The sequence below is a fragment of the Rheinheimera sp. UJ51 genome (assembly GCF_020819615.1).
Lineage (GTDB): Bacteria > Pseudomonadota > Gammaproteobacteria > Enterobacterales > Alteromonadaceae > Alishewanella > Alishewanella maricola.
On the sequence record NZ_JAJHOG010000005.1, the window covers coordinates 150,685 to 164,337 of the forward strand.

The following is a 13,653-nucleotide window of genomic DNA, read 5'->3' on the forward strand; positions in this document are numbered from 1 at the left end:
TTGTACTTAGAGAACTCAGCAGAGAGCGAAGACAACTTTAGGGAAGAATGTTAACAGTTTTGTAGTTTAAAACGAAGCGCGTTAAGCTGCGTGCGCAATATTGGAAATTAGCGTTTGGCTTGCCCCTTAAAACACGATATGCTGATGAAAAATGATGCTTAAACACTTGCTAATAGTGATGATTTTTGTTTTTTTACAGTTTTAGCTTTTTGCTACATTAGAGATCAGCGATGATTCTTACATTGTTTGAATGGTATAGGTATAGTATACCTATCGGGTCGGATTAAATGGATGTATTCCCCTGCATGCAGCAATTTTTAAAAAGAGGGTATCTATGCCTGATGCTGCTCTGCTCGCCTACTGTTTTTGCCCTTGATTATCACTTTAGCCCAATTGATGATCCTCTGTTAGCACGTCAAGCTTCTGTTTACGACATTAAAGCGGATAAACAAGGTTTTCTGTGGTTTTCCAGCGATACAGATGGCTTAATTCGCTTTGATGGTTATAGAAGTATCAACTGGTTAGTACCCAATTCAAACGAATATAATCGCCTAAATATCAACCGCATGGTGTTTACTGAACGTGGAGACATGTGGCTAGGTGGCTGGGGTGAAGGTTTACTCTTACTCAAACAGCAATCTAAAGAGCGCATTAATTTTAAAGCGGATAGCTCTGATGACAATGCGTTAGCCTCTGATCGTGTTCAAGAAATATTTTCTGACAGCCAAGGTCGTATTTGGATTGGCTCCGTAGGTGGTGTCAATATCATTTACCCTGAGCAACCTTATCGCCTCATGCGTTTTGCGTTAAACCAGCCCAACCATCCGTTAAATGGCCTGCGCATTTGGGGTATCACCGAGTTTGATAATGCGATTTGGTTTGCCACCTCCAACGGTATCGTTAAAGTTCAGTCGGATCTATCAACTTATACGCAACTCGATTTGCCTGAATTGAATAAGTTGGTTGCCGATCGCGCTAGAGAAGTGCGAAATATTGCGAATATCAATAATCAGCTTTGGGCACTTTCCTCTCAAGGCTTATTTCTTTACCAAACGGCTTGCCAGTGTTTTACTGAAATGGAAACGCCCGAAGATTTGCCGACCCCTCGCGGTAATGTTTTAACCGAACATAGCCCTGGAAGACTGTGGCTGGGTGCTTCAGATGGCTTATATTTATTTGATATCCCATCACTGACTTGGCTAAAAAACAGAGACAACTACAACTTCTTACCTAATGCCGATGTGCGCAGCTTACATCAGAACAGCAGTAAGCAATTATGGGTGGGCACACGTGATCGCGGTATCTTTGCTGGCTTGGCACTACACTCGGTGTTTAAACCATTAGCACTGACTATGCCAACTGCCCTGCAAGAAGCGGCGTTAAAACGCATAAACGCAGTTTACCATGACAAAGCGGGTAATCTTTGGCTTGCAACGCCCAATCAGTTATTACGTCGTGATACGCAGCAGCAGTGGCAAGTGTTTGATTTTGGCTGGCAAACGGGGATCCATAAAGTCTTTAGGATTTACAGCGATGCTAACGAAGTGCTTTGGCTCGCTACCGATGTTGGCTTGTTCCATTTTAAAGATGAACAATTTACCCAAGAAACACGTCCCTTTGATTTAGCCAAGATAAATAGTACTGCCGTAACCGACCTCTTTATCAGTCACTCGGGCACCTTTTATTTAAGCTTGTGGCAACAAGGGCTGTTAACTTGGCAACCCGATAAACAAGACGTAAAAATGGCTATCAGCGATATTCACGGTATCAACGGAGATTTAATTCATCAAATAAGTGTGCAAAACGGTTTACCTTTGTATGCTGCCAGTCGCTACTCAGGCTTATTTGTTAACAATGCTGCGCAGGAGCGTTGGTCTCGGCTTGCTCTGCCGATCCAAGATGATATTGATGGTTTTGGCTGTGCCTTACCCGAAGATAACGGCATCTTGTGGTTATGCTCTGAATACGGCTTGTGGCAATTTGATAAAACCAATAACAATTTGCTGCATTACATGCCGGAACAGGGATTACCTAGCCCCTACATTAACAGTGCCTTTTTTGATGCCCACGGCCAGCTTTGGGCACTCACTAACAATGGCCCCGCTCGCTTTGATACTCAACTTCAGCGTTTTATCAGTTATGGTGTAGCCGATGGCTTACCCGATTTAACCATGCAGCGTAATGCCTATTCTATTTCTGCTGATGGCGAAATGGTGCTTGGAACCGCCAATGGTGCCGTGGTGCTGAATAACGATTTAGAACAAGAGGTGTTTCAACCGCCGCGCCTGGTGCTTACCGAGTTGATTGTTGATGGTGTGGATTTAACGCGTGAATTTGATGTCCTGAATGAAAATTTAGAATTACCCTACGCGTTTAACGAGCTGATTATCCGTTTTGCGGTATTGGATTACTGGGAGCCTGAGCTGAATAGCGCGCGTAGTCGACTCATTGGCTTATCTGATCAGTGGTCAGCACTGAATAACAGTCGTGAAATTCGCTATGTCAATTTAAAGCCTGGCAAATTTCAATTAGAAATTGAAGGCCAAAACAGCCGTGGTTTTAACACCATAGCGCCTTTACGCTTAACATTTAGTGTTGCGGCACCTTGGTACTATTCTGTGTGGATCTGGCTGTTGTTGATTGTGTCTTTACTGGCCTTGTTTGTGCTGATTGTTTGGTTACGCGAAGCCAGTTTACGCCGACAAAATGTTCGCTTACACGACTTAGTTAAACACCGCACGCAAGAGTTAGAATCACTGGCAGCACAATTGAAAAATCGGGCCGATCACGATCCATTAACTAATCTCTTAAATCGAGATGGCTTTGCTGAGAATTTCTCTCGCCTGTTAGCCCATGCTGCCCGTGCAAAGCAAGCCGTCAGCTTGGTATTAATAGATATTGATTACTTCAAAATGCTCAATGACCAATACGGTCATAATGCGGGCGATGTGATGCTGCAGCATTTTGCCAAGTTATTAAGCCAGCGAATTCGTGGTACTGATATTGTTGGACGCTGGGGTGGCGAAGAGTTTGTCCTCGCCTTAGCGAATTGTAATGCTATGGATGCTAAGGTTTTTTGCCAGCAGTTTTTACAGCTCTTACAGAATGACGGTTGTAAGTATCAGGGCACACAACTCACCATCAGTGCCACTATGGGTATTGCCAGCTTGCCCTTATCTGTAAACTCGCTGCAGCAATGGGTAAAGTATGCTGATGAGGCATTATATATCGGCAAAAATAATGGTCGCAACCAGGCGGTGATCGCCACTATACCGACTAATTTAACTTAAAATTCACGTGCTGCATTGTGCGATAAGTTCTGATAACACGTGACTTTAACCAAGTGAACTTGCAAAACGCGCTTTAGTAGCCAATTAACACCGGCTTTAGCTAACCATCACACCGCTAACGTTAAGCTAAACGGTGTGATGGAAAGTTTATTAGTTACTTACACGACGGTAGGAGCGATACTGTGGGTGCCAAAAATTTTGTTCAATTTTTTGCTGTAGCACGTTATCGTCTATCTCTAGCGCTAAACCTTGCTGGATCGCCACTTTGGCAACCGCAAAAGCAATCTTTTTACTTAATTCTGCCAGTGCAGTGAAATTTGGTAATAACCCACCCTGCCCGGTATTCGCCAGCGGTGAGTTCGCCGCTAAGGTTTCGCTGGCCGCTCGTAGCATGTCATCACTGATCAAACGGGCTTTTACAGCCAGCACGCCTAAACCGATACCAGGGAAAATATAGCTGTTATTACATTGGGTGATCAGATGTTGCTTACCCTGATAAGTCACGGGGGCAAAAGGACTCCCCGTAGCAATAATAACGTCACCGTCAGTCCAATTAATCACTTGCTCTGGCGTGGCTTCGACCTGACGTGACGGATTACTCAATGGGAAAATAATCGGTGTGTCACAGCTTTTTTTCATGGCGCGGATCACTTGCTCGGTAAATAAGCCCGCTTGGCCAGACACCCCAATCAGGATAGTGGGCTGTGCACAGTGCATCACATCCAATAAGCTTGGGTAATCGCCACTGAAGCTCCAATCACTGATTGCCTCGCTGCGTTGTACTAAGGCTTGTTGAAAATCACGTAAATCGGGCATCGATTCGGTTAATAAACCAAAACGGTCGACCATGTAAATCTGGCTACGCGCTTGTTGCTCCGTTGCACCTTCTGCGACCATTTGGCTGATAATTTGTTCTGCAATACCACAACCCGCAGAGCCGGCACCGACAAACACAACCTTTTGCTGATGTAAGGCCACGCCTTTAGAGCGGCAAGCGGCAAGTAAGGTACCCACGGTAACGGCTGCTGTACCTTGAATATCATCATTAAAACAACATACCTGTTCACGGTAGCGCTGTAAAATTGGCATGGCATTAGGCTGAGCAAAATCTTCAAATTGAATAATCGCATCAGGCCAACGCCGATTAACGGCAGTAATAAATAAATCAATAAATTCGTTATACTGTTCTTGCGCAACCCGTTTTTGCCGCAGGCCCATGTACATTGGATCATTTAGCAGCTTTTCGTTATTGGTCCCGACATCCAGCATCACCGGCAACGTATAAGCAGGGCTAATCCCACCACAAGCGGTATACAGCGAGAGCTTACCGATGGAAATACCCATGCCGCCGATACCTTGGTCACCTAAACCTAGCACCCGCTCACCATCCGTTACGACAATAACTTTAACTTTCGCTTTAGTGGCATTGCGTAGCACATCGTCCAGGTTATAGCGATCGTCATAACTGATAAATAAGCCGCGCGAACTGCGATAAATATCAGAGAATTGCTCACAGGCATCACCGACTGTGGGGGTATAGATAATGGGCAACATTTCTTCTAAATGCTGCTGCACTAAACGATAAAACAAGGTTTCATTGTTATCTTGGATCGCCCGCAAATAAATGTGTTTGTTGATGGCATCATCAAAACTGCGATACTGCAAATAACAACGACTGACCTGCTCTTCAATCGTTTCATAACGTGGTGGCAGTAAACCGGTTAAATTAAAGGTTGAGCGCTCTTCTCGAGTAAAAGCACTGCCTTTGTTTAATAATGGCGTTTCAAGTAATGCTGAGCCTGCGTAGCCTGTGTAAAGAGGACGCTTGTTTGATGGTGTTACAGACATGATTTAATCCGAAAATGACCACTGCCACCTGTCGATGGCAGTAAATTGATTTAATAAATGGTGCTGATCCTAGGGTTTAAAATGGACAACACGAACAAGCCTTCGGTATTACAAAAATCGATCGCTTTAATCAAATCCGCCTGCGCCAGTTGCAGAACTTCCAATAAGTAGGGATCGACCAGCGTTTGCATATTATAAAGCTCAGGGTGCTGATTAGCTAAGGCTAAACGTACAGCAAGATGCACCACAAGCACATCGAGTGATCGCGCTTCATAATGGGTATTATTTTGCAGAGCAAGGGGCTCTACGATTGAATCGGGCAGCTGCCACATATTCAGTAATTCTGCACCGCAAGCGGCGTAGCTAAAGCCAAGCAGTTTTTGTTGTAGTTGCCAGGGCTTCATTTCATCGGTGTATTCTTGACAAGCTGCAGCCACTTCAGCGTTTTGCTGCACGACAACTAACTCACCAATATTATGTAATAAACCAGAAACATAAGAGCGATCGGGATGTTTTAAGCCAATACGCTGTGCTAAATATTTAGCAATTAATGCCGCATTAACGCTTTGTTCCCAAAAACGTTCGGTGTCAATCGCTTGCGTGTTCAATTTGCTACAGGCGGTACTGATACCAATACTGAGGATCAAGTTATAAACTTGGGTTTTACCCAATACCAATAAGGCTTTGTTGATGGTTTCAACTTGGTAAGGCAGACGATAAACCGCACTATTGGCCAGTTTTAGAATTTTTGAAGTTAATACCGGATCAAGCAGAATGACATCGGCAATATCATCAAGATTTGCGGTGTCTGAATCCATAAGCTCCTTAACCCGGAAATAACTATCCGGTAAAGAAAACAGCTCTTGCACATTTTGCGCATACTGTAACGCATTCATTCGACCTTCTCCGTTTTACCCTACACCTAGACACTGCATACCCTACACTAAGGTAAGTTTAAGTGTTACTCCAAGTTTTGATTTTACAAGGTTTTAGCTAAAATACTTAGGAATTTTAGCGCAGAAAGGCAAAAAGAGTGATAAAAACCGCCAACTGTGTATGTTTTACCCACAGTTAGCGGCGAAAAGCTTAACCATAAATCTCAAATAAACCGGCATTAATCCATTGATGCGTGACAATGGACGCGGCATAACCAAGAGCAATAACCGGCGCCCACTTTAAGTGCCCAGAAAAGGTATAGTAACCTCGGGCTTGGCCCATTAAGGCGACACCTGCCGCAGAGCCCACCGAGAGTAAACTACCGCCGACCCCTGCGGTTAAGGTAATTAATAGCCATTGACCGTGTGACATATCAGGTTGCATGGTCAGTACCGCAAACATCACCGGAATGTTATCGATCACGGCCGAGATCACGCCCAAGGCAATATTGGCATTTGTCGCGCCCCATTGGGTATACAGAATATCAGACATCAAGCCGAGATAACCTAAAAAGCCCAAGCCACCCACACACATCACGACACCGTAAAAAAACAATAAGGTATCCCACTCAGCGCGTTGTACCCGACTGAACACATCAAACGGCACTACGCCGCCTAAACGTTTTAAGCGTTCCACATCGCCGGCACGTTCGGCCATTGCTCTTTTGCGTGCCAATGAACCCGGTAATGTTTGTCGCAAAAAATAGCCAAAAAATTGTAAATAACCCAAGCCCATCATCATGCCCAGTACCGGAGGCAAATGCAGGAAGGTGTGACAACTCACTGCGGTGGCAATGGTGATGAGAAATAAACTCACGATACGTAGTGCACCGCGCTTTAATTCTACTTCTTCTGATAACGCGCTGGGTTGACGTTTTTCGACAAAGAAACTCATCACTAAGGCCGGGACTAAGAAATTAACTAAAGATGGGATAAAGAGAGCAAAGAATTCTTGAAAATGTAATAAACCAGCTTGCCACACCATCAACGTAGTGATGTCACCAAACGGACTAAAAGCGCCGCCAGCGTTAGCGGCGACCACAATATTGACGCAGCATAAATTGATAAACTTTTTATCGCCTTCGGCCACTTTCATCACCACAGCACACATCAGTAAAGCAGTGGTCAGGTTATCGGCTACCGGTGAGATAAAGAAGGATAAAAAGCCGGTGATCCAGAACAGGTTTTGATAACTGAAGCCCTTTTTTATCATCCAAGAACGTAACGCATCAAATAAACGCCGCTCTTCCATCGCATTGATGTAGGTCATCGCCACTAATAAAAATAGCATTAACTCAGCAAACTCGAGCAAATTATGCCGAAATGCCACCTGCGTGACTTCGGGTTGCCCTTGCTGAATATAAACCCAACCAATTAACATCCAAATCAAACCGGCCGCGACTAATACGGGCTTGGATTTGCGCATATGCAGTTTTTCTTCGCCCATCACCAGTGCATAAGCGATAACGAAAATACCGATACACACATAGCCAACCATCGATTGTGTCAGTTCTAGGTGCCCAGCTGCTGCCGCAAAGGCTGAGGGGGTCAGTAATAACAGCAGGGTACAGCAGAAAACAGAAAGGATCTTTTGCATGCATAAACCTATTCGGGTTGAGTTTTCAAACAGATCCATGTTGGATCAGCCAATTTCAGTTAATAAACTATTGCACTTCTGGATGGCCAGAATGCCAGATGAATTAGCGGATTTCCACGACAAATTGCAAAATTAGACCAAAGTTTACTTTTTAGACATAAAAAAAGGAGCCGCAGGCTCCTTTAATTACAGGTGAAGATGGGCAGATTAAGCCACTAAGCTACGTAACATCCAAGCATTTTTTTCATGTACTGTCATACGCTGCGTCAGCAGATCCAGCGTCACTTCATCTGAAGCGCCGTCTGCCACAGGCACAATAGAGCGAGCAGTCTTGGCAATGGCTTCTTGGCCTTTGACTAAGTCTTTGATCATCTCTTCCGCTGTTGGAATACCGTCTGCCTCTTTTAAACTGGTTAAACCGGCATAAGCTTTATAAGAGCCTGGCGCAAATTCACCTAAAGCCCGGATCCGCTCGGCGATATCATCTACGGCAATCGCTAACTCGGTGTACTGGGTTTCAAATAATGTATGCAGGGTTTGAAACATGGGACCCGTAACATTCCAATGATAATTATGTGTTTTCAGATACAGCGTATAAGTATCTGCCAGTAATACCGATAAACCATGAGCAATGGCTTTACGCTGTTCTTCTTCAATACCTATATTGATCTTCATTTTCTCTCCTGGGTTTAACTGTTAATGTACAAAAAATTTTAGCCTATTAACAGTGACATGGAGGCAAAATAAATGAGATCAAGGGCTGGCATAACAAAATCAGCTTATGCCAGCCGTTAAAACGTTATTGTAAGGCGAGTTGTTGCGCCAGATACTCTTCGTAACTACCGGCAAAGTTACTCATCCCTTTGTCGGTGATTTCGATAATACGGCTGGCTAACGAAGAAACAAACTCACGGTCATGACTGACAAACAACAAGGTCCCTTTGTAATGCTCTAAGGCTAAGTTAAGTGATTCAATCGACTCCATATCTAAGTGGTTAGTCGGTTCATCCATCACCAGAATGTTCGGTCTTAGTAGCATTAATTTACCGAACAACATACGGCCTTGCTCACCACCGGATAACACTTTAACGGATTTTTTGATGTCATCTTGTGAGAATAATAAGCGGCCTAATACACCACGGATCGCTTGTTCATCATCAGAGGGTTGTTTCCACTGGCTCATCCAATCGAACAACGTCATGTCAGTTGCAAATTCATGCGCATGATCTTGCGCGTAGTAACCAATACAGACGTTTTCAGACCATTTAACCGTACCGCTATCCAGTTTGAGATCACCCACTAAACACTTTAACAGGGTTGATTTACCGATACCATTCGGGCCGAGGATAGCGACCTTTTCACCGACTTCGATGGTCATTTTTAATTTGCGTAATAGTTGTAATTCACCAAAGCTTTTGCTTAAGTCCTCCACTTCTAACGCTAAACGATACAGTTGTTTTTGCTGTTCAAAACGAATAAACGGATTAACACGGCTAGAGGCTTTTACTTCTTCTAACTGAATTTTATCAATTTGTTTAGCGCGACTGGTGGCTTGTCGTGCTTTTGACGCATTGGCAGAAAAGCGGCTGACGAACGTTTGGAGTTCGGCAATTTGCGCTTTTTTCTTGGCATTATCCGATAACAAACGCTCACGTGTTTGCGTGGCGGCCGTCATGTATTCATCATAGTTGCCCGGGAATACGCGTAACTCGCCGTAGTCTAAATCAGCCATATGCGTACAGACGCTGTTTAAGAAGTGTCTATCGTGCGAGATGATGACCATGGTGGAATTACGTTCAGCCAACACGTTCTCTAACCAACGGATCGTATTAATATCCAAGTTGTTGGTAGGTTCGTCTAGTAACATGATATCAGGATCAGCAAACAACACTTGGGCCAATAACACGCGTAATTTGAAGCCTGGCGCGACTGACGACATCAAACCATAATGCTGTTCAATCGGGATCCCCACGCCTAATAATAATTCACTGGCCCGCGATTCAGCAGAGTAGCCATCCATCTCACCAAAAGCGACTTCCAGATCGGCGACTTTCATGCCATCTTCTTCAGTCATTTCAGGCTCGGCATAAATACGATCGCGTTCTGACTTCACCGACCATAGCTCTGCATGCCCCATGATCACCGTATCAATAACGGTGTACTTTTCAAAGGCGAATTGATCTTGATGCAGTTTCGCTACGCGAAAGTTAGGCTCTACAAAAACATTACCCGCGCTAGGTTCAAGCTCGCGACTTAAAATCTTCATGAATGTCGACTTGCCGCAGCCGTTCGCGCCGATCAAACCATAACGATTGCCATCGCCAAATTTAATCGAAATATTTTCAAACAACGGCTTAGCGCCGAACTGCATGGTAATGTTATTGGTTGAAATCACAGAAAAGGGTCCGTTACAGGGTTAAAACAGCTAAAAATGGTGCGGTACTATACGCGTTTTGTCGCTAAAACTCAAAAGCACTGTGCTTTTAAATGTGCTTAAAACAACAAACCGGCCTAAGCCGGTTTGTTGTTACCTTATTTTGCCTCGGCGACGGCTTTGGCCGTTAGCGCGGTAATGGTCGCCCAGTCTTTAGCATCGACTGCGCTATCAGGTACTATCCATGAACCGCCAACACAACTGACATTCGGTAGTGCCAGGTAATCATTATAGTTTTTCTCGTTAATGCCACCAGTAGGACAAAAACGAATATCGGCGAAAGGACCATAAATTGATTTTAAGTTCTTCACGCCCCCGGCAGCTTCTGCAGGGAAAAATTTAAAGTGGGTATAGCCTAATACGGTGCCTTGCATTAACTCTGAAATGGTGGCAATGCCGGGGATCAGCGGAATACTGGATTCTTTGGCGGCAATTAACAAGTTTTCGGTTAACCCTGGGCTAATTGCAAATTTTGCACCTGCTGCAATGACTTGGGCTAATTGTTCCGCAGTGGTCACCGTACCGGCACCGACAACGGCCTCTGGCACTTCTTCAGCTAAACGTTTAATGGCCGCTAAGGCTTGAGGAGTGCGCAATGTCACTTCTAACACCTTAATACCACCGGCAATTAATGCTTTGGCTAACGGAACAGCGTCATTAATATCTTTAATAACGATTACTGGAACTACAGGACCCATAGCAAACAACTCCGATGGTTGTAGTTGCCAATTAGAAAATGCCATATATTAACCCGCCAATGTTTGTTTTAGATAAACCGCGGCACCCAATAAACCGGGTTGCTCGGCTGTAACAATGAAAACCGGTATTTGCCGGTTGAAGCCACTAAAGCGCCCTTTTGCATCAAATCGTTGACGAAATTCGCTGCGACCTAACAAGGGTAGAAGTTTCGGTACAATGCCTCCGGCTACGTATACGCCACCAAAAGTACTGAGCGTTAATGCCAAATTACCTGCAATGCTGCCAAGACTGGCATAAAACTGTTCAACTGTTGCCACGGCTAACGCTGAGCTGGCGCTGAGCGCTTGCTGGCCAATTTCACCGGCAGTTAAAGCGGGCGTGTCGATTTTTTGATAAGCCGCTAGCGCACGATAAATGGCTTCTAAACCAGGGCCAGATAACAGGCGCTCTGGTGAAACATGACCATGTTCAGCAGCTAATTGTTGATAAATAAACCACTCTTGTTCAGTTTGTGGCGCCCAATCAACATGGCCGCCCTCACCCGGTAACGGTATATACTTTTGGTCAAAAGGCACTAAATGCGCCACGCCTAAGCCCGTTCCGGCACCCAGCACGGCCATAGGCTGTGCTGGCTTAGCGGCTTCACCACCAATCTGAATTTTTTGATCGTCAGCTAACGCCGGTAATGACATGGCAACAGCGGTAAAGTCATTCATTAACAGCAGCGTATCTAACCCCAAGCCGGCTTGCATGGCCTTAATCGAAAACTGCCAATGAAAGTTCGTCATCCGAACTTCATCACCGTTAATGGGGCAAGCAATACCAATGGCAACATCTTTTAACGCAGTTAATCCTTGCTGCTGTTGATAGTGCGATAATGCATCGGCCAAGGTTGCAAAATCTGCACAAGGATAAACTGCGACTTTATCCAGCGCTAAGGTATCTAATGCAACCCGGCTAAAGCGGGCATTTGTGCCACCAATATCGGCGACGATGGCAAATTTACGAGTGTCAGCCATGCAGGTGTTCCTCCGTAATAAATAAGCTGCATGCACCCTGCTCAGCGCCAGTAAGTTGCTGACGCATGGCACCAAACATTTCACGGCCCATGCCGTATAAATTCGGGGCCATGTCTGCTACTGCAACCGGTCTTGCGGCGAATTCTTTGGCATCGACCAACACTTCTAACTTGCCACTTTCGCCATCCACTAACAGCATATCGCCATTATTAATACGAGCAATATTACCGCCATCTAAGGCTTCTGGTGTGACGTGAATGGCTGCCGGCACTTTTCCTGACGCGCCTGACATTCGACCATCCGTCACCAAAGCCACTTTAAAACCTTTATCTTGTAACACCCCTAACGGTGGCGTTAACTTGTGCAGCTCTGGCATACCACAGGCTTTTGGACCTTGGAAACGCACCACAACAACACAGTCTTTATCTAATTCACCGGCTTTAAACGCCGCGTCTAATTCATGTTGGCTGTGGAAAACGACTGCTGGCGCTTTAACAATTTCGGTGCCTGGACGCAGTGAAGAGGTTTTCATCACGCTGCGACCGACATTACCGGATAACACTTGTAAACCACCATGAGCTTTAAAGGGTTTATCGACTGAGGTTAAAACATCATCATCAGATGATTGCTCTGGACCATCCACCCATACTAATTTGCCGTCTTGTAAAACCGGAACTTGGGTATAACGACGTAGCCCTGGGCCCGCAATCGTTTGCACATCTTCGTGTAATAAGCCGGCATCTAATAAAGTGCGCATCAAGTACGCCATACCACCGGCATATTGGAAATGGTTAATATCTGCTTGGCCGTTCGGGTAAATGCGCGTTAACAACGGCGTCGCATCTGAAAGCTCAGCAAAATCATCCCAATTCACAATAAAACCGGCTGAACGCGCAACCGCAATCAGGTGCATAGTGTGGTTAGTTGAACCACCCGTGGCCAACAAACCCACGATACCGTTAACAATGGCTTTTGCATCAACCAATTTACCGATGGGTAAATAGTCATTACCTAGCTCTGTTAAACGCGTTACTTGACGTGCTGCCGCCTTGGTTAATTCATCACGTAACGGGGTATTGGGGTTAACAAAAGACGAGCCGGGTAAATGTAGGCCCATCATTTCCACCACTAATTGGTTCGAGTTAGCCGTACCGTAGAAAGTACAGGTACCCGCAGAGTGATAAGACGCGGCTTCTGCTTCTAATAACTCTTCTTTACCTACTTTACCTTCAGCATAAAGCTGACGTACGCGCGCTTTTTCTTTATTGGGGATCCCTGATGGCATCGGGCCGGCAGGAACAAACACAAAAGGTAAATGACCAAAACTCAACGCCGCCATTAATAAACCCGGTACGATTTTATCGCAGATCCCGAGCATTAAGCCGCCATCAAACATATTGTGTGATAAACCTACCGCGGCAGACATTGCAATAATGTCGCGGCTAAGTAAACTTAATTCCATGCCAGGTTGGCCTTGGGTGACACCGTCACACATCGCAGGAACACCGCCAGCAAACTGGGCAACACTGCCGATCTCATTAACGGCTTTTTTAATGATGTCTGGATACGTTTGATAAGGTTGATGCGCCGACAACATATCGTTATAAGACGAGATAATGCCAATATTAGCTTTAGTTAGACTGCGTAAATCCGCTTTATCGCTGGCACTACAGGCGGCAAAACCGTGTGCTAAGTTACCGCAACTCAAGACACCACGGTGTGGGCCCTGTTGACGGGCTTGCTCTAACCGTTCTAAATAAATAGCACGACTTTTACTGCTGCGGGCGATAATACGATCGGTAACTTTCTGAATCACTGGATTCATAACTAA

General features: G+C 45.1%; 10 protein-coding genes. 2 read left to right on the forward strand and 8 right to left on the reverse strand.

What is annotated here, in order from left to right; translation table 11 throughout:
* The first annotated feature begins 305 nt into the window (after window positions 1-305).
* Entirely contained in the window at window positions 306-3,290 is a 2,985-nt protein-coding gene (locus LMJ53_RS08490; RefSeq protein WP_229585659.1) for a ligand-binding sensor domain-containing diguanylate cyclase, read from the forward strand.
* 150 nt (window positions 3,291-3,440) lie between these two features.
* Here LMJ53_RS08490 and LMJ53_RS08495 read toward each other — a convergent pair whose 3' ends face one another.
* From LMJ53_RS08495 to nhaD, 3 genes are all read right to left on the reverse strand, one after another.
* Window positions 3,441-5,138 carry an NAD-dependent malic enzyme gene (locus LMJ53_RS08495; protein ID WP_229585660.1) on the reverse strand — a complete coding sequence of 566 codons (1,698 nt, stop codon included), beginning with the start codon at window positions 5,136-5,138 and terminating at the stop codon, window positions 3,441-3,443.
* Between the two features lie 50 nt (window positions 5,139-5,188).
* Window positions 5,189-6,034, reverse strand: coding sequence for an HDOD domain-containing protein (locus tag LMJ53_RS08500; RefSeq protein ID WP_229585661.1), 846 nt, complete (start codon window positions 6,032-6,034; stop codon window positions 5,189-5,191).
* Between the two features lie 190 nt (window positions 6,035-6,224).
* Complete coding sequence (gene nhaD / locus LMJ53_RS08505; protein ID WP_229585662.1) at window positions 6,225-7,670, reverse strand: sodium:proton antiporter NhaD; 1,446 nt, start codon at window positions 7,668-7,670, stop codon at window positions 6,225-6,227.
* On the opposite strand from nhaD, the gene LMJ53_RS08510 reads away from it, so the two are divergent.
* A complete protein-coding gene (locus LMJ53_RS08510) occupies window positions 7,669-7,806 on the forward strand; it encodes a hypothetical protein (RefSeq protein WP_229585663.1) in 138 nt (45 codons plus the stop codon). The two genes, nhaD and LMJ53_RS08510, sit on opposite strands and share 2 nt — an antisense overlap.
* A gap of 71 nt (window positions 7,807-7,877) precedes the next feature.
* Here the strand turns inward: LMJ53_RS08510 and LMJ53_RS08515 are convergent, their stop codons facing one another.
* From LMJ53_RS08515 to edd, 5 genes are all read right to left on the reverse strand, one after another.
* On the reverse strand, window positions 7,878-8,345 hold the full coding sequence (locus tag LMJ53_RS08515) for a Dps family protein (protein ID WP_226752215.1): 468 nt from the start codon (window positions 8,343-8,345) through the stop codon (window positions 7,878-7,880).
* 124 nt (window positions 8,346-8,469) lie between these two features.
* Entirely contained in the window at window positions 8,470-10,065 is a 1,596-nt protein-coding gene (locus LMJ53_RS08520) for an ABC-F family ATPase (protein WP_226752214.1), read from the reverse strand.
* A 137-nt stretch (window positions 10,066-10,202) separates the two neighbouring features.
* Window positions 10,203-10,847 carry a bifunctional 4-hydroxy-2-oxoglutarate aldolase/2-dehydro-3-deoxy-phosphogluconate aldolase gene (locus tag LMJ53_RS08525; protein WP_229585664.1) on the reverse strand — a complete coding sequence of 215 codons (645 nt, stop codon included), beginning with the start codon at window positions 10,845-10,847 and terminating at the stop codon, window positions 10,203-10,205.
* 3 nt (window positions 10,848-10,850) lie between these two features.
* The gene (locus LMJ53_RS08530; protein ID WP_229585665.1) at window positions 10,851-11,822 is read right to left on the reverse strand and encodes a glucokinase; all 972 of its coding nucleotides are present in this window, start codon (window positions 11,820-11,822) and stop codon (window positions 10,851-10,853) included.
* Window positions 11,815-13,647, reverse strand: a complete 1,833-nt coding sequence (gene edd, locus LMJ53_RS08535; RefSeq protein WP_229585666.1) for a phosphogluconate dehydratase — start codon at window positions 13,645-13,647, stop codon at window positions 11,815-11,817. The genes LMJ53_RS08530 and edd overlap by 8 nt, the downstream gene beginning before the upstream one ends.
* Window positions 13,648-13,653 lie beyond the last annotated feature (6 nt).

Coding starts and splice junctions, on each gene's coding strand:
- LMJ53_RS08490 (WP_229585659.1), top strand. CDS start 306: ATGCAGCAATTTTTAAAAAGAGGGTATCTATGCCTGATGCTGCTCTGC.
- LMJ53_RS08495 (WP_229585660.1), bottom strand. CDS start 5,138: ATGTCTGTAACACCATCAAACAAGCGTCCTCTTTACACAGGCTACGCA.
- LMJ53_RS08500 (WP_229585661.1), bottom strand. CDS start 6,034: ATGAATGCGTTACAGTATGCGCAAAATGTGCAAGAGCTGTTTTCTTTA.
- LMJ53_RS08510 (WP_229585663.1), top strand. CDS start 7,669: ATGCATAAACCTATTCGGGTTGAGTTTTCAAACAGATCCATGTTGGAT.
- nhaD (WP_229585662.1), bottom strand. CDS start 7,670: ATGCAAAAGATCCTTTCTGTTTTCTGCTGTACCCTGCTGTTATTACTG.
- LMJ53_RS08515 (WP_226752215.1), bottom strand. CDS start 8,345: ATGAAGATCAATATAGGTATTGAAGAAGAACAGCGTAAAGCCATTGCT.
- LMJ53_RS08525 (WP_229585664.1), bottom strand. CDS start 10,847: ATGGCATTTTCTAATTGGCAACTACAACCATCGGAGTTGTTTGCTATG.
- LMJ53_RS08530 (WP_229585665.1), bottom strand. CDS start 11,822: ATGGCTGACACTCGTAAATTTGCCATCGTCGCCGATATTGGTGGCACA.
- edd (WP_229585666.1), bottom strand. CDS start 13,647: ATGAATCCAGTGATTCAGAAAGTTACCGATCGTATTATCGCCCGCAGC.